This window comes from Streptomyces flaveolus (genome assembly GCF_014648815.1).
GTDB classification, from domain to species: Bacteria; Actinomycetota; Actinomycetes; order Streptomycetales; family Streptomycetaceae; genus Streptomyces; species Streptomyces flaveolus.
The window spans coordinates 130248-149306 of the sequence record NZ_BMRV01000016.1; the positions used below are offsets into that span (position 1 = coordinate 130248).

General features: G+C 72.3%; 16 protein-coding genes, 1 tRNA gene and 1 pseudogene. 10 read left to right on the forward strand and 8 right to left on the reverse strand.

From position 1 onward, the window contains the following. Positions 1–24 precede the first annotated feature (24 nt). Positions 25–1050: a selenide, water dikinase SelD gene (gene selD, locus IEZ05_RS30165; RefSeq protein WP_189233446.1), complete on the reverse strand. Its 1026-nt coding sequence runs from the start codon at positions 1048–1050 to the stop codon at positions 25–27. Between the two features lie 175 nt (positions 1051–1225). Here selD and IEZ05_RS30170 point away from each other — a divergent pair. Continuing rightward, positions 1226–1319: transfer RNA gene (locus IEZ05_RS30170), tRNA-Sec, on the forward strand. Positions 1320–1362: 43 nt separating this feature from the next. Here IEZ05_RS30170 and IEZ05_RS30175 read toward each other — a convergent pair. Together IEZ05_RS30175 and selA are read right to left on the reverse strand one after the other, a co-directional pair. After that, positions 1363–3105 (reverse strand): annotated as a pseudogene (locus tag IEZ05_RS30175) (SelB domain-containing protein); the annotation flags it as partial. A 5-nt stretch (positions 3106–3110) separates the two neighbouring features. Continuing rightward, on the reverse strand, positions 3111–4385 hold the full coding sequence (selA, locus tag IEZ05_RS30180; RefSeq protein WP_229869930.1) for an L-seryl-tRNA(Sec) selenium transferase: 1275 nt from the start codon (positions 4383–4385) through the stop codon (positions 3111–3113). A gap of 340 nt (positions 4386–4725) precedes the next feature. Between selA and IEZ05_RS30185 the strand changes: the two genes are divergently transcribed. Next, the gene (locus IEZ05_RS30185; protein ID WP_189233448.1) at positions 4726–6309 is read left to right on the forward strand and encodes a carbohydrate-binding protein; all 1584 of its coding nucleotides are present in this window, start codon (positions 4726–4728) and stop codon (positions 6307–6309) included. A 28-nt stretch (positions 6310–6337) separates the two neighbouring features. Here IEZ05_RS30185 and IEZ05_RS30190 read toward each other — a convergent pair whose 3' ends face one another. After that, on the reverse strand, positions 6338–7204 hold the full coding sequence (locus tag IEZ05_RS30190; protein WP_189233449.1) for an AraC family transcriptional regulator: 867 nt from the start codon (positions 7202–7204) through the stop codon (positions 6338–6340). Positions 7205–7423: 219 nt separating this feature from the next. Continuing rightward, on the reverse strand, positions 7424–7837 hold the full coding sequence (locus IEZ05_RS30195; RefSeq protein ID WP_229869927.1) for a MarR family winged helix-turn-helix transcriptional regulator: 414 nt from the start codon (positions 7835–7837) through the stop codon (positions 7424–7426). Between the two features lie 210 nt (positions 7838–8047). On the opposite strand from IEZ05_RS30195, the gene IEZ05_RS30200 reads away from it, so the two are divergent. The 6 genes from IEZ05_RS30200 to IEZ05_RS30225 all read left to right on the forward strand — a co-directional run bounded on the left by IEZ05_RS30200 (position 8048) and on the right by IEZ05_RS30225 (position 14210). Continuing rightward, on the forward strand, positions 8048–8959 hold the full coding sequence (locus IEZ05_RS30200; protein WP_189233450.1) for an SDR family oxidoreductase: 912 nt from the start codon (positions 8048–8050) through the stop codon (positions 8957–8959). A gap of 16 nt (positions 8960–8975) precedes the next feature. Beyond that, on the forward strand, positions 8976–9848 hold the full coding sequence (locus tag IEZ05_RS30205) for an amidohydrolase family protein (protein WP_308426970.1): 873 nt from the start codon (positions 8976–8978) through the stop codon (positions 9846–9848). A 10-nt stretch (positions 9849–9858) separates the two neighbouring features. Then, positions 9859–11403 (forward strand): acyl-CoA synthetase, encoded by a 1545-nt coding sequence (locus tag IEZ05_RS30210; RefSeq protein ID WP_189233452.1) that lies wholly within the window; start codon positions 9859–9861, stop codon positions 11401–11403. A 32-nt stretch (positions 11404–11435) separates the two neighbouring features. Beyond that, the gene (locus tag IEZ05_RS30215) at positions 11436–11894 is read left to right on the forward strand and encodes a MaoC family dehydratase (RefSeq protein WP_189233453.1); all 459 of its coding nucleotides are present in this window, start codon (positions 11436–11438) and stop codon (positions 11892–11894) included. Between the two features lie 185 nt (positions 11895–12079). Next, positions 12080–13561 (forward strand): hopanoid C-3 methylase HpnR, encoded by a 1482-nt coding sequence (gene hpnR / locus IEZ05_RS30220; protein ID WP_189233454.1) that lies wholly within the window; start codon positions 12080–12082, stop codon positions 13559–13561. A 265-nt stretch (positions 13562–13826) separates the two neighbouring features. After that, the gene (locus tag IEZ05_RS30225) at positions 13827–14210 is read left to right on the forward strand and encodes a phage holin family protein (RefSeq protein WP_189233455.1); all 384 of its coding nucleotides are present in this window, start codon (positions 13827–13829) and stop codon (positions 14208–14210) included. Between the two features lie 106 nt (positions 14211–14316). Here the strand turns inward: IEZ05_RS30225 and IEZ05_RS30230 are convergent, their stop codons facing one another. After that, positions 14317–15006: a restriction endonuclease gene (locus tag IEZ05_RS30230; RefSeq protein WP_189233456.1), complete on the reverse strand. Its 690-nt coding sequence runs from the start codon at positions 15004–15006 to the stop codon at positions 14317–14319. Positions 15007–15578: 572 nt separating this feature from the next. Next, positions 15579–16232, reverse strand: a complete 654-nt coding sequence (locus IEZ05_RS30235; RefSeq protein WP_189233457.1) for a TetR/AcrR family transcriptional regulator — start codon at positions 16230–16232, stop codon at positions 15579–15581. A gap of 82 nt (positions 16233–16314) precedes the next feature. Between IEZ05_RS30235 and IEZ05_RS30240 the strand changes: the two genes are divergently transcribed. Continuing rightward, complete coding sequence (locus tag IEZ05_RS30240; protein WP_189233458.1) at positions 16315–17085, forward strand: SDR family NAD(P)-dependent oxidoreductase; 771 nt, start codon at positions 16315–16317, stop codon at positions 17083–17085. 161 nt (positions 17086–17246) lie between these two features. On the opposite strand, the gene IEZ05_RS30245 is transcribed toward IEZ05_RS30240, so the two are convergent. After that, positions 17247–17420: a hypothetical protein gene (locus IEZ05_RS30245; RefSeq protein ID WP_189233459.1), complete on the reverse strand. Its 174-nt coding sequence runs from the start codon at positions 17418–17420 to the stop codon at positions 17247–17249. A 607-nt stretch (positions 17421–18027) separates the two neighbouring features. Between IEZ05_RS30245 and dhaK the strand changes: the two genes are divergently transcribed. Then, entirely contained in the window at positions 18028–19020 is a 993-nt protein-coding gene (gene dhaK / locus IEZ05_RS30250) for a dihydroxyacetone kinase subunit DhaK (RefSeq protein ID WP_189233460.1), read from the forward strand. The last annotated feature ends 39 nt before the right edge of the window (positions 19021–19059 follow it).

Consider the following 19059-nt stretch of genomic DNA (forward strand, 5'->3'; position numbering starts at 1 on the left):
GGACGGGCGGTGGACGCCGGCCGGTCAGCGCAGGACGACCGAGTGCGGCCCGCGGGCGACCAGTTCGCCGATCACCGGCGCTCCTGGCACCTCGCCGGCCACGAGCAGTCCGCCGGAGGTCTGGGCGTCGGCCAGGAGGATGCGGGTGTCGGCGTCCGTGTCCCCGAAGTCGGTGAACGGCGCCACCCACTCCAGGTTGCGCCGCGTGCCACCGCTGACGTAGCCGTCGCGCACCGCCTCCCGCGCGCCGTCCAGGCAGGGCACGGCGGCGGTGTCGAGCACGGCGGTCACTCCGGAGGCGCGGGCCAGTTTGTGCAGGTGGCCGAGGAGGCCGAAGCCGGTGATGTCGGTGGCGCAGACCGCCCCGGCGTCCAGCGCCGCCGCGGCCGCGTCCCGGTTGAGGGCGACCATGGCCGCCACCGCCTGTTCGAACCGCTCACCGGTGGCCTTGTGACGGTTGTTGAGGACACCGAGGCCGAGCGGTTTGGTCAGCGACAGCGGCACGCCGGGCCGGCCGGCGTCGTTGCGCAGCAGCCGGGCGGGGTCGGCCAGGCCGGTGACGGCCATGCCGTACTTGGGTTCGGGGTCGTCGACGCTGTGCCCGCCGCCCACGTGGCAGCCGGCCTCGGCGGCGATGTCCAGGCCGCCGCGCAGCACCTCGCGGGCCAGCTCGAAGGGCAGGACGTCGCGCGGCCAGGCCAGCAGGTTGACCGCGAGGACCGGGCGGCCGCCCATCGCGTAGACGTCGGAGAGCGCGTTGGCGGCGGCGACGCGCCCCCAATCGTAGGGGTCGTCGACGACCGGGGTGAAGAAGTCGGCCGTGGACACCACGGCCTGCGCGGTACCGCCGGGCGGTGTCGGCAGGGTGACGACGGCCGCGTCGTCACCGGTGGCCAGCCCCACCAGGAGCGGGAAGTCGCTCGTGGTGGTCCGCGTCCGGGCCAGCGGGCCGAGCACGTCCTCGAGTTCGCCGGGAGGGATCTTGCAGGCGCAGCCGCCGCCGTGGGCGTACTGGGTGAGGCGCACGGCGGTCTCGCTCGTCGATGTCATGCCGGTACTCCTTGGTGGTGACGGGACCCGGTGGTGACGGGACCCGGTGGTGACGGGACCCGGTGGTGACGGGACCCGGTGGTGACGGGACCCGGTGGTGACGGAAACCGGTGGTGACGGGCCCCGCCGGGTGACGGGGCCGTGGCCGGGTGCCCGTGTAGCCTGGCCGGGCGGTGGAGGCGTGTGGGTGCCTGGTGGCCCTCCCGGTCTTCAAAACCGAGGTGTCCGAGGATCTCGGGCAGGCGGGTTCGATTCCCGTCCGTCTCCGCTTCCGCCGCTCCCGGTCGCCGGCCGGCAGCGCCGGCGCTGGTCGTCCACCCGCTCCGTCAGCCCTCTCGCGTCCAGGTGCTCCAGCAGCGGTACGGCCACCCTGCGCGTCGTGTCCAGCGCCCGGCGGGCCTCGCTGAGGGTGAACGGCTGGGGCAGCCGGGCCAGGACGGCGGCGGCCTCGGTGTCCGCGCCCGGCAGCAGCACGACGGTGTCGCCGACCCGCAGGAGCACGCCGGCGGTGACGGCCGCGGCCAGGGCCTTGCGGGTGAGCCCGAGTTCGCTCAGCCGGTCCGCCTCGGGCGCGCGGAACGGCGCACGGGTCAGGTCCCGGCGAACGGCGTCCACGGCCTCGCGCAGGGCCGGGGGCAGCGCGGGGCCGACATCGGCGCCGTACAACCGCCCTTGCCGGTGACGGAGTTCGGGGCGGCCGGGGGTCCGGGCGAGGGCGTCGATCAGCAGCCGGTCGGGGAGGCCGAGCAGGTGGCGCGCGGCCTCGGCGGGCAGGCCCGGTTCCATCGGGTGCTGCCGGGCGTGCCGCTCGACCTCCTCGGCGAGGCGTGCGCGCAGCCGCGCCCAGTGGCCGGCGTCGGCCAGCCAGTCCCCGGCGACGGGCTCGGCGGGCGGGGGCACTCCCATCGCCATGAGTTCGCCGCGCCGTACGATCCGGCGCCGCCGCAGCTCGGCGGCGCCGTCCGGGTGTCCGGTCATCGTGGCGAGTTCCCCGGCGCGGGCGCGGCCTGCTCCCCGTCGGGCCAGGCCTGGCGGACGCACGTCGAGGACGGTCACCGCGCAGGGGACGCGGGTGCCGCCCGGTTCTCGCAGGACGGCGCGGTCGCCGACGCGCAGGGGCAGGGGGCGGCCGAGCGTCAGCCTCGCCGTGTCCTCGCCGAGCGGGCGGACGGTCACCGGCACCGCGGCCGTCCCGATGTGCAGGGTCGGGGCCCGGGGCAGGCCGGCGACCGGTTCCCCGGTGACGCGGACGTCGGTCAGTGCGGTGAGCAGCCAGCGGTCCGGCGAGAGCAGGACCTGGCCCCGGCGCAGGGTGCCGTCGGCGGCTCCGTGCACGTCGACCGCCACGCGGGCCACCCCGCTCACGGTGGTGCGTTGCTCGTGCAGGCACTGCATCCCGCGCACCCGCAGTTCCGCCGTGCCGTCCCCCGTCAGCAGCCGGTCGCCGACGCGCAGCGTGCCCGCACCGAGCGTGCCGGTCACGACCGTGCCGCGTCCGCGCACCGTGAAGGCCCGGTCCAGCCACAGCCGTACGTCGGCGTCGGCCGGCGGCACCGGCAGCGACCGGGCCAGCCGACCCAGCTCCCCGCGCAGTTCGTCGAGTCCGGCGCCGGTGACGGAACTCACCGCGACGGCCGGCACCTTGCCGAGGGAGGTAGCGGCGAGGCGTTCGACGGCGTCGGCCCGTACGGGCTCGGGGTCGGCGAGGTCGCTGCGGGTCACCGCGAGGACGGCGTGCCGTACGCCGAGGGCGTCGATGATCGCGAGGTGTTCCCGAGACTGCTGCTGCCAGCCCTGGTCGGCGGCGACCACGAAGAGCACGGCGGGCACCGGTCCGACCCCGGCCAGCATGGTGGCGACGAACCGCTCGTGCCCGGGCACGTCCACGAAGGCGAGGTCCCCGTCCTCCTCGGTCCGGGTCCAGACGAATCCGAGGTCCAGGGTGAGCCCTCGGCGGCGCTCCTCCTCGTGACGGTCGGGCTCCATGCCCGTCAGCGCCCGCACCAGGGCGGACTTGCCGTGGTCGACGTGACCGGCGGTGGCCATCACCCGCATGACGCCTACCTCTCCGCCGCGGCCCGTACGGCCTCGGCCAGCCGCTCGTCGTCCTCGGCCGGTACGGCGCGCAGATCGAGCAGGCACCTGCCGCCCTCCAAACGCCCCACCACGGGGATCCGGCCGGTGCGCAGCGCGGTGGCGTACGCCTCCGGGAGGGAGAGGGCAGCGCTGGGCAGGGTGACGCCGGGGGCACCGCCGCCGCCCACCGTCGCCTCGCTCGCGACGGCCCGCGCGTCGACGCCGTCGGCTCCCAGTGTTGCCGCCAGCCGTTCGGCGCGGTGCCGGAGCCGTACCGGGTCGGCGGCCAGGGCGTCGGCGGTCGGGGTGCCGGGGCCGGTCAGGGTCGCCTGCAGCGCGGCCAGGGTGAGCTTGTCCACCCGCACGGCACGGGCGAGGGGGTGCCGGGACACCGTCCGCACGAGGGCGTCGTCGCCGAGCAGCAGTCCGCACTGGGGTCCGCCGAGGAGTTTGTCGCCGCTGGCCGTCACCAGGGCGGCGCCGGAGCGCAGTTGGCTCTCGGCGTCCGGTTCCCCGGGCAGCAGCGGGTGGGGCGCGAGCAGCCCGGAGCCGATGTCGACGACGACCGGGGCGCCCAGTGCGGCCAGTTCGGCGGTGCCGGCGGCGCTGGTGAATCCGCTGATGCGGAAGTTGGAGGGGTGCACCTTCAGGACGAAGCCCGTCTCGGGGCCGAGGGCGTCGGCGTAGTCGGCGACGGAGGTGCGGTTGGTGGTGCCGACCTCGCGCAGCCGGGCCCCGGTCGACACCAGCAGGTCGGGCAGGCGGAAGCCGTCCCCGATCTCCACCATCTCTCCCCGGCTGATGACGATCTCGCGGCCGGCGGCGAGCGCGGTCGCCACCAGCACCAAGGCGGCGGCACCGTTGTTCACGACGTGCGCGGCACCGGCCGAGGGCACCCGTGCCCGCAGAGCGGCCAGTGCGGTACGCCCGCGGCGGGCGCGTACGCCGGTGCGCAGGTCGAGTTCGACGTCCGTCGGCCCGGCGGCCTCCCGCACGGCGCGACGGGCCGCCTGCGACAGGGAGGCCCGGCCGAGGTTGGTGTGCAGCAGCACGCCGGTCGCGTTGATCACCGGCCGCAGTCCGCCGGCCGAGGGCGGCAGGAGGGCGAGGGCCGTGTCCGCCACGTCCTCGGGGAGGAGCTTCCCTTCGCGGGCCCGGTCCTGGGCCTGCCGGACGGCCGACTTCACCGTGTCGGGGCCGAGCCGGTGCACCGCCTGCGCGAGCCGCGGCTCCCGCAGTACGGCGTCGGTGCGGGGGATGCGGCGCCGGGTGTCCGTCCCCTCTCCGCCGTCGCGCGGACCGCACCCCGGAGCGTCGGCCGGCGCGGTCGACTCCCGTACGGCGCGCTGGTCCACGTGCCCTCCCTGTCCGGCCGGTCCCGTGTCTGCCCGGGACGCCATCGTCCCCCAGTGCCCGGCACGGGTGTCACGACACGCCGGGAGCCGTCCTGACGGGCCCTCAGTTGTTCAGGCTGATGAACAAGAATCAAGTACGCATCCATTGACGCGTTCACGGCAAGCCCTTTACGGTCCGTTCCGAAAGCGCTTTCCCTCCCGTTCCCCCACGAGTCCCGGTCGGACCCGACCCCCTGGAGACACGATGCACGTGAGATCCCTGACCGCATGCGCCGGCCTGCTGGCCGGCACCCTCGTCGTCCTGTCCGGGCCCACGGCGCAGGCCGCGTCCGTCCGCCACGAGGCCGAGAGCTCCCCGGCGGTCTGCACCGGCACCATCGACTCCGACTGGACCGGCTACTCCGGCAGCGGCTTCTGCAACGGCACCAACAAGGCGGGCGCCTATGCCCAGTTCACCGTCGACGCCTCCACCGCGGGCACGGCGACGCTGAAGATCCGCTTCGCCAACGGCACCACCGGCGCACGCGCCGCGGACATCATCGTGAACGGCACCACCGTCACGTCGGCCTCCTTCGAGACCACCGGCACCTGGACGGCCTGGGCGACGAAGACGCTCACGGTACCGGTGAAGGCGGGCGGCAACACGGTCCGGCTCAGCCCCACCACCTCCGGCGGCCTGCCCAACCTCGACCACCTCGACGCCGAGGTGACGGGCGGCGGGACGACGACGCCGCCGCCGTCCGGCTCCGCCCTGTACGTGTCGCCGAACGGCAGCGACGGCGCGTCCGGCACCCAGGCCGACCCGACGACGCTCACCTCGGCGATCGGCCGCGTCGCTCCCGGCGGCACGATCTACGTCCGCGGCGGGACCTACCGCTACGCCCAGACCGTCACCGTCCCGCAGGGCAACGACGGCACCTCCGGCGACCGCACGGAACTGGCCGCCTACCCGGGTGAGACGCCGGTGCTGAACTTCTCCGCGCAGACCGAGAACTCGGCCAACCGCGGCCTCGCCCTGAACGCGTCGTACTGGCACATCAAGGGCCTCGTCGTCGAACACGCCGGGGACAACGGCATCTTCGTCGGCGGCAGCCACAACGTCATCGAGCGCACGGTCACCCGCTTCAACCGCGACACCGGCCTCCAGCTGTCCCGGACGGCCTCCACGACGCCCCGCGACCAGTGGCCGTCGAACAACCTGATCCTCGGCGCGGAGTCGCACGACAACGCCGACTCCGACGGGGAGGACGCCGACGGCTTCGCCGCGAAGCTGACCGTCGGGTCCGGCAACGTCTTCCGCTACGCCGTCTCCCACCACAACATCGACGACGGCTGGGACCTCTACACCAAGACGGACACCGGCCCCATCGGCGCGGTGACCATCGAGGACTCCCTCGCCTACGAGAACGGCACCCTCTCCGACGGCACCCAGAACTCCAGCGGCGACCGCAACGGCTACAAGCTCGGCGGCGAGGACATCGAGGTCGACCACGTCGTCCGGCGCAGCATCGCCTACGCCAACGGCAAGCACGGGTTCACCTACAACAGCAACCCGGGCTCGATGACGGTGTCGGGCAACGTCAGCATCGACAACGCCCAGCGCAACTTCTCGTTCGACGAGGGCACTTCGGTGTTCCGGAACAACACCTCGTGCCGCGGCGACGACGGTTCGAACGACAAGACCGTGGGCGACGCCGACGGCACCAACCAGTTCTGGACCGGCTCGAACGGCTCCCGGTGCTCCGCGTACAGCGGCGCCCTGGGGTGGTCCTTCGCCTCGGACGGCCGCCTCGTGGTGACGTTCGGCGGCAATCCGGTGACGCCCTGACCCGTGCGGGCCGCCGGCCGGCGTCCGCTCAGCCGGTGGCCCGCTCCACGGGGATCCAGACCTCCGCGTCCGCCCGCGCCCCGTCCTCGGACACGCGGACGCGGAGGATCTCGGGTCCCGGCCTGCTCCGGTACGGGTTCGAGGGGAACCACTGCGTGTACACGTCGCGCCACAGGTACTGGAGTGCCTGCGGGAACGGGCCGGAGCTCTCGAAGACCGCCCACGTTCCCGCCGGGACGTCGAGGACGTCCATGCCCGCGGGCGCCTCGGCCCCGGTCACCACCGCGTGGTAGTAGTCGAGTTCGGTACCCTCCGCCCGGCTGGGGTCGAGCTGGTCGCTCACCCCCACGACGCCCTCCGGTTCCTGGTCGGACAGTGCCGCCAGCCGCCGCAGCGCCTCGGGGCCGATACCCCGGATGAACTCGGCGATCGCCGGGTTGACCCCCTCGTGGACCAGGGGCACCCGGGCCTTCCTGCCGACGACCCGGAACTCCTTCTTGTCGAGGATCCTGTACCGCATGCCGCTGCTTCCCTCCACGACGATCCGGAAGGACATCCGGGGCTGGGAGTGCAGCGCCGCACCGGTCCGCCGGGCCTCGCCCGGTCCGACCCCGTGCAGGGCGCGGAACGCCCGCGCGAAGGCCTCACCCGACCCGTAGCCGTAGCGGATCGCGATGTCCAGCAGTGTCCGCTCACCGGCGAGCACCTCGGCGCCGGCCACCGTCAGCCGCCTGCGCCGGACGTACTCCGACAGCGGCATGCCGGACAGCGCGGAAAACATGCGCCGGAAGTGATACTCCGACGTCCAGGCGAGGCGTGCCAGTTCGGCCACGTCGATCTGCTGGTCGAGATGCGACTCGATGTGCTCCATGGCCTGGTTCAGCCGCTCCAGCACCCGGCCTCCTTCCCTTTCGATCACCCACGGTGGGAAGCGCCCACAGCGGCGGACCCGACGTCCTGTGCCCGGCACGGCCGGGCGGTCGACCTCGGGTCGTGGATCGCCCGCCCCGACGGCGGCGACGACGACGCCATCATCCGGCATGCAGGCGCTCCCGTAGCAGTCGCGCCGCCGGTGACCCGCCCACGGGCGCCGGCGGCGCACGGCCCCGCCCGGCTAGGACAGGGCGCGCCACGCCTCGTTCAGCGCCTTCCGGAACAGGGCGATCTCCTCGGCGGTCAGTTCGGCGACCATGCGCCGCTCCAGCTCGCGGGCCGGTTCCGCGTACTCGGCGAGCAGCCGCCGTCCCGGTCCGGCGAGCAGGATGAGGCGCTCGCGGCGGTTGACCGGGTTGGGTTCACGCCGGATCAGGCCACGGCGCTCCAGGGCCCGCACCATGTCGGCCATGGTCTGGGCGGTGACGAAGGAGTCGCGGGCGAGCTGCGCGGCGGAGATGCCGTCGTGCCGCTCCAGCACGGTGAGGGCGGTGTACTGCAGCGCCGTGATGCCGGCGGGCCTGAGCAGCTCCTCGAGGCGGGCCCGCACCGCCAGCTCCGTCCTCTTGACCAGGTAGAGGAGCGAGGTGGTCACGTCCGCCCTCCCGAGGTGGCGGTCCGCGCGGGTCGGTTCATGTCGCTCCCTTCGCTGTGCGCCGTCAGCTCGACGGCGCGTCCCACACTAAGGCATTGACAGGAATCCTGATGATTGCCCAGACTGCCGTTCATCAGGATTCCTGTCGATCCCGGCTCGGGCCGGCGCTTTCGGCATTCCTTCTCACACCGCACACGAGAGGCACCTCTCATGGACCTTCAGGGCAAAGTCGCCGTCGTCACCGGAAGCGGACGCGGTCTCGGGCTGGGCTACGCGCAGGCACTCGCCGCGGCGGGGGCCGCCGTCGTCGTCAACGACGTCGAACGAGCGGTCGTCGACGCGGCCGTCGCCTCGATCACGTCCGCGGGCGGCAGGGCGACCGGCGTCGTCGCCGCGGTCGGCGACAGCGAGGCGGCCCAGCTCCTGGTGGACACGGCGGTACGGGAGTTCGGCAGCCTGGACGTGCTGGTCACCAACGCCGGCATCCTGCGCGACCGCGTGCTGTGGAAGATGACCGACGACGACTTCGACGCCGTGGTCCGCGTCCATCTGCGCGGCACCTTCACCTGCGCCCGGGCCGCCGCCGTCCGCATGCGGGAGCAGGGCACCGGTGGCCGGCTGATCCTGATCTCCTCGCCGGCCGGGCAGCGCGGCAACTTCGGCCAGACCAACTACGCCGCCGCCAAGGCCGGCATCGTCGCCATGGCCCGGACCTGGGCGATGGAACTGGGCCGCGCCGGCGTCACGGTCAACGCCGTGGTGCCGGTCGCCGCCACCGAGATGACCAAGACCATCCCGGCCTTCGCCCCGGTCATCGAGGCCGCCGAACGGGACGGCTCGCCGCTGCCGGACTGGCTGCGCAAGGACGAGGGACTCGGCACCGTCGAGGATGTCGCCGGCCTGGTCACCTTCCTGGCCTCGGACGCCTCCGCGGACGTGACCGGACAGGCCATCGGTGTCGGCGGCGACCGCCTGGCCCTGTGGGCCCACCCCAAGGAGAAGGCCGTCGCCTTCGCCGACGGCGGCTGGAACGCGGAGACGATCGCCGCGCAGTGGGCGGACGGCGTGGGCGCCGAGCCGGAGACGTACGGCATTCCGGCACCCACGGCCCCGGTGGCGTGACATGGGCGACCTCGCGCTGGATCTCGACCGGCTCACCGCCATCGACGTGCACACGCACGCGGAGGTCTCCAAGGACGGCCACGGGGCCCTGAGCCCCGAGCTGTTCGGCGCCTCCGAGAAGTACTTCAAGGCCCACGGTCACCGGCAGCCGACCATCGAGGAGATGGCCGCCCACTACCGTGAACGCCGCATGGCGGCCGTGGTGTTCACCGTCGACGCCGAACACGCCACCGGGCACCCGCGGATCTCCAACGAGGAGATCGCGGAGAGCTGCGCCGCCCACGCCGACGTGCTCGTCCCGTTCGCCTCCATCGACCCGCACAAGGGACGCGCGGGGGTGCGGGAGGCCCGGCGCCTGGTCCGGGAGTACGGCGTGCGCGGGTTCAAGTTCCACCCGAGCATCCAGGCGTTCTCCCCGAACAACCCGCTCGCCTACCCCCTGTACGAGGCCATCGAGGAACTCGGCGTGCCCGCCCTGTTCCACACCGGCCAGACCGGCATCGGCGCGGGTGTCCCGGGCGGCGGCGGCATCCGGCTGAAATACTCCGACCCCATGCTGGTCGACGACGTCGCCGTGGACTTCCCGCAGCTGCGGATCATCCTGGCCCACCCGTCCTTCCCCTGGCAGGACGAGGCGCTCGCGGTGGCCACCCACAAGCCCCACGTCTACATCGACCTGTCCGGCTGGTCCCCGAAGTACTTTCCGCCGCAGCTCGTGCGGTACGCCAACAGTCTGCTGAAGGACAAGGTCCTCTTCGGCTCCGACTACCCCGTCATCACGCCCGACCGGTGGCTCGCGGACTTCGAGAAGCTCGACATCAAGCCCGAGGTCCGGCCGAAGATCCTCAAGGAGAACGCCGCCCGCCTGCTCGGCCTGCTCACGGACTGAAGGAGTCCTCGTGCTGAACCAAGGCCTCGGCTCATGGCCGGCCCGCCGGGCCCGCAAGACACCCGACCGGGTCGCCGTCGTCCACGAGGAGCGCTCCTGGACCTACCGCGACCTGCACCGGCGCGTCCTGCGCCTCGCCCACGGCCTGCGCGCGCTGGGCACGGGGCGCGGTGACCGCGTCGCCTACCTGGGCCCCAACCATCCGGCCTTCCTGGAGACCCTGTTCGCCGCCGGCGCCCTCGGCGCGGTGTTCGTCCCGCTCAACACCCGGCTGGCGGCTCCGGAACTGGCGTACAACCTGTCCGACTCGGGCAGCACCGTCCTCGTCCACGGACCGGAGCAGGCCCCGGCCGCCCGCGCCGCCGCCGACGAGGCGGGGCTGCGCCACCGGGTCGCGCTGGACGGTCCCGAGGTCGGTGCCCTCGGCTACGAGGAGCTGGTCGCGGGCGGCGCGGCCGGCCCCCTGGACGTCGCCGTGGCTCCCGAGGACCCGTGCATGATCATGTACACCTCGGGAACGACGGGCCGCCCCAAGGGCGCCGTCCTCTCCCACGGCAACATCATCTGGAACAGCGTCAACGTCCTCGTCGACACCGACCTCGCCGGTGACGAGGTCACCCTGGTCGTCGCCCCGCTGTTCCACACCGCCGGTCTCAACATGACGTGCCTGCCGACCCTCCTCAAGGGCGGCCGCGTGGTCCTGCTCGGCGCCTTCGATGCCGAGCAGGTGCTGGAGACCATCGAGAGCCGGCGCGTGACCCACCTGTTCGCCGTCCCCACGATGTACGACGCGATGGCGGCACGGCCCCGGTGGGCGACCACGGACCTGTCCAGCCTGCGCACCGTCACCTGCGGCGGCGCACCGGTGCCGGCACGCACCATCGCCACGTACCTGGCCCGTGGCCTGGCCTTCAGCCAGGGGTACGGCATGACCGAGGCATCCCCCGGGGTCCTCTTCCTGGACAAGGAGCAGACCTCGGCGAAGGCGGGCTCCGCCGGCGTGCCGCACTTCTTCACCGACACCCGGGTGGTCCTGCCCGACGGCAGCGACGCCGGGCCGGAGCAGCGGGGGGAGATCCTCGTGCGGGGCCCCAACGTGATGACCGGCTACTGGGGCCGGCCGGAGGACACCGAGGCCGCCTTCACCGACGGGGACTGGCTGCGCACCGGTGACGTCGCCCGTACCGACGCGGACGGCTACGCCTACATCGTGGACCGCGTGAAGGACATGTTCGTGTCGGGCGGCGAGAACGTCTATCCGGCCGAGGTGGAGGACGTGCTCCTCACCCATCCCGCCGTGGACGAGTGCGCGGTCATCGGTGTGCCCGACCGGGTCTGGGGCGAGGTCGGCCGCGCCGTCGTCGTCCTCAGGCCCGGGGCCCTCGCGGACGAGGACGCCCTCCTCGGCCACCTCCGGGGCCGACTCGCCAAGTACAAGATCCCCAAGTCCGTGATCCTCACGGACCGTCTGCCCCGCACGGCCTCCGGCAAGATCGTCAAGTCCGCCGTCCGCGACCTGTACGCGGACGGACCGGCCCACCACTCCCCCTCGTGACGCACCCTGCTGTGCCTTCGAAAGGATCTTTCATGCCCATCACCGCCCATGGAATCGACGGACTCAAGGCCCTCGGCGGCACCGACCTCGGGCGCACCGAGTGGCGGGAGATCACCCAGGACCGGGTGAACACCTTCGCGGACGCGACCGACGACCACCAGTGGATCCACACGGACCCGGAGAAGGCCGAGGACGGCCCGTTCGGCGGTCCGATCGCCCACGGGTACCTCACGCTCTCCCTGATCATCCCGCTCTTCGGTGAACTGCTGGACATCACCGGCATCTCCATGAGTGTCAACTACGGCCTGGACAAGGTCCGTTTTCCCAGTCCGGTCCCGGTCGGCGCGAAGATCCGCCTGCACGGCGCCGTCGGCACCGTGGAGGAGGTGAAGGGCAACGGCGTGCAGATGCCGCTGACGTTCACCGTCGAGGTCGAGGGCAGCGACAAGCCGGCCTGCGTGGCCCAGGCCGTCTACCGCCACTACGCCTGACCGGCTCCCGCGGCGCTCACCTGGTGGGCGTGCCGCTGGTCCGCCCGGGTGCCGTCCGGCATCGCCAGCCCGCCGGACGGCGGTACGGGCCGTGCGGGAGCGGGTCCGCCGGGTTAGGAAGGGAAGGTCGTTCCCGTCCGGTTCCCCTCCGTTCCGGTCCGCCCCGACCCCGCGACGAGGTGACCATGCGTGTGCTGCTCGTCCACCCCAGCGCCCTGATGTACTCCGAGATCTTCCTGCGGCTGGAACCCCTCGGCCTGGAACGGGTGGCCGGCGCCGCCCGGGAGGCCGGGCACGAGGTGCGGGTCGTGGACCTCCAGGTGCTCCCGGTCGCGCGCCTGCGCGACGAGGTCCGGTCGTTCCGGCCCGAAGCCGTCGGCTTTTCGCTGAACTACCTGGCGAACATCCCCGAGGCGATCGACCTGGCCGCGAAGATCAAGCGGGAGGTCCCCGGCTGCTTCGTCTTCTTCGGCGGGCACAGTGTCTCCTTCGTCGCCGAGGACGTGCTCGCCCAGGCGTCCGGAGCGGTGGACGCGGTGGTCCGGGGCGAGGGTGAACCGGCCGTCGCGCCGCTGCTGGAGGCGGTGCGCGACGGCGGGGTGGACGGCGTCCCCGGGATCATCACCGCCTCCGGGCGGGGGCCGGCGCCGCTGATGATGCACGGCATCGACTCCCCGCTCCCGGCCCGTGACCTGATGCGCAACCGCCGCCGCTACTTCATCGGCGAACTCGACCCGTGCGCCTCCATCGAGTTCACGCGCGGCTGTCCCTGGGACTGCTCGTTCTGCTCCGCCTGGACGTTCTACGGCCGCAGCTACCGCAAGGCCTCCCCCGAGGCGGCCGCCGAGGACCTGGCGCGGATCCGCGAACCGAACGTGTTCATCGTCGACGACGTGGCCTTCATCAAGCCCGACCACGGCAACGCCATCGCCGCCGAGGTCGAGCGGCGCGGCATCCGCAAGCAGTACTACCTGGAGACGCGCAGCGACGTGCTGCTGCGTCACCCCGAAGTCTTCGAACGGTGGGCACGGCTGGGCCTGCGCTACATGTTCCTGGGCATGGAGGCCATCGACGCCGAGGGACTGGACCTGTTCCGCAAGCGGATCAGCCCGGACGAGAACCTCCGCGCCCTGGAGGCGGCCCGCCGGATGGGCATCCAGGTCGCCATCAACCTGATCGTCGATCCGGCGTGGGACGAGGAGCGCTTCCGGGTCGTACGGGAGTTCGCCCTCTCGGTGCCGGAGATCGTTCACTTCACGGTGATGACGCCCTATCCGGGTACGGAGATCTGGCACACGGAGTCGCGCCGGCTCACCACCCGCGACTACCGGCTCTTCGACATCCAGCACGCCGTGGTCCCGACCGCACTGCCCCTGGAGCGCTTCTACGAGGAACTGGTGCGCACCCAGGCCGTGATCAACCGCAAGCACCTGGGCCTGCGCACCGCCTTCGGCGCGGCCCGCATCCTCGGCCGCAACCTGCTGCACGGGCAGACCAACTTCGCCCGCATGCTGTGGAAGTTCAACCAGGTCTACAACCCGCGCCGGCAACTGGCCGACCACGCCCGGCCGGTGCGCTACGAACTCCCCCTGCCGCAGCCGGTCGACGTCGGCGACAGGCGCCGCCTGTACGTCCACACCCGGGAGGGGACGACGGCAGGGGACTGATCCGTGTGCGCGTCCCGCGGCCCTGGCGGAGCGGCAGCAGTCACTTCTCGCGCCGACCAGAGCTCTTGCACTCACCACAATCACCTGTCAAGGCCCTGCTGCCCCAGCTCATGCACCTCGTGTCCCGGCAAATTCCCGAGCTGACCCCCGCCCAGGCGGCGGACGTCGTCGTCGACACGCTCCTGCGCGGTTCGCGAGTGAGGCCGCAATCCCTCTCGTCGACGGGCTCTTGTCCGGTCCGACCCCCGACCGCGATGATCGCGCCATGTACAGACGAAGACGACTGCTGGGCACGTATCTGGGTGTGGCCCTCGCCACCGTCCTGCTTCCCGGGATCACCGCGGTGATCGACGCGCCGCCCTGGGAGGTGGTCCTGGCCGGCGCCGTCTTCCTCATCGTCAACCAGCTGATCCACAGCTATCCGAGTGCCATCAGAAGCGCGCCGCCGGTGATGCTCCTGATTCTCGGTGCCATCGGGGTCGTCCAGGACACACTGCTCTGGTTGCTCGTCTCCTGGATCGGTTCACAGATGGGCTACGGCCTCCACGTCGACGACGTCCTCACGGCCCTGCTCGGCGGACTCGTCGTCCGGGGGACCGTCCTCGTCCTGATGTCCCTCGGACCGCAGCCGGCACCCCACACGTCGTAGCCCGCGGAAGCGAGGACGCTCTCCGGGCCGGTGCCCTTCGACTCGAAGGCGCGCACCGGCTTTTCTGTCCCTCACCAAGCCGCCTCGCCCTGACGGACCTCGCGGGTCAGGCAGAGGGGCGCCGCCAGGTACCGCTACCGCTGCCGTTCAGCGGGAGCAGGGTCTCCAGGTGAGCGCCCTTGACCCAGGAGCCCAGCAGGTCGCGATGCAGGGCCACGATGTCCTGGCGCAGCGCCAGGCCCAGCGCCGCTTTCGTGAACGTGCGGCCGGTGGTGACGAACAACGCGACATCGGCGCCGTGTTCGAGGCGGGCGGTGCCGACGAACTTCTGCATGTCCTGGGAGCCCACACTCCGGTGCGGCGCGTATTTCTTGCACTGGACAACCAGCTTGCGGCCGTCGGGCAGGTAGCCGAGGACATCCGCTCCCAGGTCGCCGCTCTTGCCGCTGACGACGACCTTCGTGCAACCGTCGCGCCGGCACAGATCGCCGACGTACGCCTCGAAGTCCTGCCACGACAACGCGTCGACCTCGGCCATCGACAACTCTCGCGCCCTGGCCTCCTCCTGGGCCCGCCACGCGCGGTCCTGCCCGACCGCTCGACGGTGTGTCCGCAGCAGCGCCCAGCCGGTCCCGCCCACCATGGCCGCGACGAGCACGGCCACCAGGACGGGCCACACCACCGACCAGTGCCGGGCCACCCACACGGCGGTGGCCACCGCCGCCACCGCACCCCAGCCTTGCAGCTGCCTGCGCGTCCGCTTCTTCGAACGCCGACGCCGTCGACGCGATGCCATCACTCCCCCGCTCCCCAGACCCGTGGCGTGCGGTGCGCACCGCCGGAGACAGTGCGCCGACGCCGGCGAGCAGCACCGCCACGTCGATGGCCAGCAAGCGCACCAACCTCCCCCACCCGATCGGCCGGCACCACGGGGGACGGCCGTGCGTCACCCCGGCCTCCTTATGTAGCGGGGCCTCAGTGATGTGGTGACTGGATTGCCGACGAATGGCACAAAGCCATCGGGGCTGGCCGAATGTCGCACAGCGGAATGACCGAACCGACCACCGCACCGGTTCCGCGGACAGGTGGCTGCCAGTGTGGGGAGATCTCCTACGCGGTCACCGGTGCCCCGGACGACCCCCGTCTGTGCTCCTGCCCTGCAGGGCACAGCTTTCGTGAATCCGCTGTGCCGTGGATGACCGTCACCCTCGCCCCGGACCCGCTCCATCAGTAGGCAGGCGTGCGCCGTCTTCCGATGGCGGGTGTCCATGAGGACCGGAACGGGCCGGCCGCACACGCGCCTCGGACCTGTGGGCAACGGGGGCAGGTCGGTCCGGCGGTGCGCCGTGCACGCCCTGGGGGAGACCGTCAGCCTCGGGGCAGCCCATGCAGCGGGTACCTCTGCTCGCCGTCGCCGGCACGGTGACACCCCCAGGCGTGGAGGTGGTCGATGCCCGTGTCGAGCGCCGCCCGGAGGTGGGTCGAGTCGCCGGTGGACATCATGATGACCACGCCTCCCTGGATGCCGGCCAGGAGCGCGGCGGATGCCCGGTCCACGTCCAGGGACGGCGACACCAGTCCGTTCGACTGCAGGGCGCGCATGCCGCGGGCGAGCTGGTGCTGCCACTGGCGCATCAACTCCGACACGATCGCCTGCGCGCCGGGGCTGGACCGCCCGACCTGCAGGAACAGTGCCCCCAGGGGGCAGGTGTCGCCGTGGCGTTCATAGCGCTCCACCACGACGTCCCGCCACTGCTGCCAGGACTGCCACGTGTCCAGACGCCCGAGGTGCGGCTGTTGGTCCTCCAGGACGCGGCCCGCCTCGAACCTGGCTACCGCCAGCAGCAGTTCGTCCTTGCCGTCGGGGAAGTAGTGGAAGAGCTGACTCTTGCTCGTGCCGGTGCGGCCGCGGATGTCGTCGAGCGTCGTGTGGGCGACGCCCTGCTCGCGCAGCACCTCGGCGGCCCCTTCGACGATACGGGCCCGGGTGGCCCGGCCCTTCGCGGTCAGTGCGTCCGGCATCCGGCCTCCCTTTTCTGGACTTGCCGGTCCATTTTCTGCGCCGCACGGTGTCCGCACAAGGCGAGACACAGGAGAGCGCGTCATGAATGGACGACTGCGGAACAAGACGGCCCTGGTCACGGGATCGACCAGCAACATCGGGCAGGCGATCGCCGAGGAGTTCGCTGCCGAGGGGGCTCATGTGATCGTGTCCGGACGCAATCCGGAACGGGGCGACCTGGTCGTCGCGGGGATCCGCGCGGCCGGCGGGCGGGCCGACTTCCTGCGGGCCGAACTCGACGGCAGCGCGGAGGCCTCCCGGGACCTGGCCCGGCGGGCCCGCGAGGCTCTGGGCGGGCGGATCGACCTTCTGGTGAACAACGCCGGCGTCTACCCGGCGCCCGGTACCGCCGACACGGACGAAGAGACGTTCGACCAGGTCTACGCGGTCAACGTGAAGGCGCCCTTCTTCCTCACCGCCGCCGTCGCTCCGGCCATGGCGGAGAGCGGAGGCGGGGTGGTCGTCAACCTCGGCTCGTGGATCACGCGCCTGGGCGTTCCTCTCGGTGCGCTCTACAGCTCCACGAAGGGGGCCATGGAGACGCTCACGCGGGCCTGGGCCGCCGAATTCGGGCCGATGGGCGTGCGGGTGAACGCCGTCTCACCGGGCGTGATCCTGCCCCCGACACCGGAAGGCGGCGAGCCTCACGCGGGCGAAGTCATGATGAAGGGCACTCCGGCCGGCGGGGTCGGCACGCCGGAGGACATCGCGCATGCCGTGGTCTGGCTGGCCAGTGACGAGGCGGCCTTCGTGCACGGGACCGTGGTGGACGTCGACGGGGGCAGGACGGGCGTCGCCGTCATCGCCGGCTGAAGCCTGGCCGGTGGACCGGAGTCAGGACGTACAGGGCGCCGGCGGCAAGCGGCCACCACAGCGAGATCGCTCGGCGGGCACGAGGGGCGTGATGACGGTGTGAGACGGGGCCCGGCGCTTCGCGCGCCGGGCCCCGTCCTTCTGCACCACCCCCGGGGCGATCAGTGGCGGATGCTGCCCTTCGCGCCCTCCTTGGTTGCTCGGGCCTTGCCCCGTGCCTCCAGTGCGGCGCCCTTGGCGGCGGTGGTGTCCTTGCCCATCGCGTGGGCCAGCTTCCTGACCGCCTTCCCGACCACCTGCTCGGTCGTGGCCTTGGCCTTCTCCCCGGTACTCATGTCGGTCCCTTCATCGACGCTGATGATGCGCCTGCCCCTGCCACTGGGGCGGAAACCTGATGGCTGAGGAGGTGACCCGGCAGTTGCCGATCGTCGTCGATCCGGGGCTCCGACACGTCCTCGGAGGGCTGGTCACCGTTCGGCACGGTCGGACGCGCCTCAGCGGAAACAGCCGAGGGTCGGCCGCACGCGTCAGCGGAAGCACATGATGCTCCGCGACCATGGCAGACGGGCCACCGCGGGCGCCGAGCAAGCCGACCGAGACGCGCTCGGGACGCTGGACCGACCTGCTCAAGACCGACGCGAGCCAGTGGCAGGCCGAGGACTCGGCCTGCACGCGAGGGTGTCCGGTGACCGCAGGGCGGACGAGGCCCGGCGCGCGGAGAAATCGCCATCCGGACCGCAACCGAGCACGTCCTGGTTCACGACCGGGGCGCGCCCATGCCCTTCTCGCACGTGACCTTCGCTGCCGCAGGGCCGATACTGCCGAGAGCGGCATCACGGCCGGCGCCCGCCCGACCGTACGAGATCACCAACCGACCTCGCCACTCTGACCAGCGAAGACACAGGTCAGCGACTGGCCTGCCACCTTTCCCAGGAGGTACCCGTGAAGATGCTCATCAACGTCCCGGAGACCGTGGTCGCGGACGCGTTGCGAGGTATGGCCGCCGCCCATCCCGAGCTGACCGTGGATGTCGAGAACCGGGTGATCGTGCGGCGGGACGCCCCCGTGGGCGGGAAGGTCGCCCTGGTGTCCGGCGGAGGGTCGGGGCACGAGCCGCTGCACGGCGGGTTCGTGGGGCCGGGGATGCTGACGGCGGCCTGCCCGGGCGAGGTGTTCACCTCGCCGGTGCCGGATCAGATGGTGCGCGCCGCGGCGGCCGTGGACAGCGGGGCCGGGGTGCTGTTCATCGTCAAGAACTACACCGGTGACGTGCTCAACTTCGACATGGCCGCCGAACTGGCCGAGGACGAGGGCATCCGCGTCGCGAAGGTGCTGGTCAACGATGACGTGGCGGTGACGGACAGCCTGTACACGGCGGGGCGGCGCGGCACGGGGGCCACGCTGTTCGTGGAGAAGATCGCGGGCGCCGCGGCGGAGGAAGGCCGTCCGCTGGAGCAGGTGGAGGCGCTCGCCCGACGGGTCAACGACAGTTCCCGGAGCTTCGGTGTCGCGCTCAGCGCCGTCACCACACCGGCCAAGGGCAGCCCCACCTTCGACCTGCCCGCCGGTGAACTGGAGCTCGGCATCGGCATCCACGGGGAGCCCGGCCGCGAGCGGCGGCCGATGATGACCTCGGGCGAGATCGCCGAGGCCGCCGTGGACGCGGTGCTGACCGATCTCGCCCCCAGCAGTCCCGTGCTGGTCCTCGTGAACGGCATGGGCGCCACTCCGCTGCTGGAGCTGTACGGCTTCAACGCCGAGGTGCAGCGCGTGCTCGGCGAGCGCGGTGTCGCCGTCGCCCGCACCCTCGTCGGCAACTACGTGACCTCCCTCGACATGGCCGGCGCCTCGGTCACCCTGTGCGCGATCGACGAGGAGCTGCTCGGCCTGTGGGACGCGCCGGTGAGGACGCCCGGGCTGCGGTGGGGCATGTGACGGTGGACGGGGAAGGGATCGGAACGTACCTACCAGGCA

Bases quoted from the DNA above. Each gene is read 5' to 3' on its own strand.
- IEZ05_RS30240 (WP_189233458.1), top strand. From the start codon at position 16,315: ATGAATGGACGACTGCGGAACAAGACGGCCCTGGTCACGGGATCGACC.
- IEZ05_RS30225 (WP_189233455.1), top strand. From the start codon at position 13,827: ATGTACAGACGAAGACGACTGCTGGGCACGTATCTGGGTGTGGCCCTC.
- IEZ05_RS30230 (WP_189233456.1), bottom strand. From the start codon at position 15,006: ATGGCATCGCGTCGACGGCGTCGGCGTTCGAAGAAGCGGACGCGCAGG.
- selD (WP_189233446.1), bottom strand. From the start codon at position 1,050: ATGACATCGACGAGCGAGACCGCCGTGCGCCTCACCCAGTACGCCCAC.
- hpnR (WP_189233454.1), top strand. From the start codon at position 12,080: ATGCGTGTGCTGCTCGTCCACCCCAGCGCCCTGATGTACTCCGAGATC.
- IEZ05_RS30245 (WP_189233459.1), bottom strand. From the start codon at position 17,420: ATGAGTACCGGGGAGAAGGCCAAGGCCACGACCGAGCAGGTGGTCGGG.
- IEZ05_RS30215 (WP_189233453.1), top strand. From the start codon at position 11,436: ATGCCCATCACCGCCCATGGAATCGACGGACTCAAGGCCCTCGGCGGC.
- IEZ05_RS30200 (WP_189233450.1), top strand. From the start codon at position 8,048: ATGGACCTTCAGGGCAAAGTCGCCGTCGTCACCGGAAGCGGACGCGGT.
- IEZ05_RS30235 (WP_189233457.1), bottom strand. From the start codon at position 16,232: ATGCCGGACGCACTGACCGCGAAGGGCCGGGCCACCCGGGCCCGTATC.
- IEZ05_RS30185 (WP_189233448.1), top strand. From the start codon at position 4,726: ATGCACGTGAGATCCCTGACCGCATGCGCCGGCCTGCTGGCCGGCACC.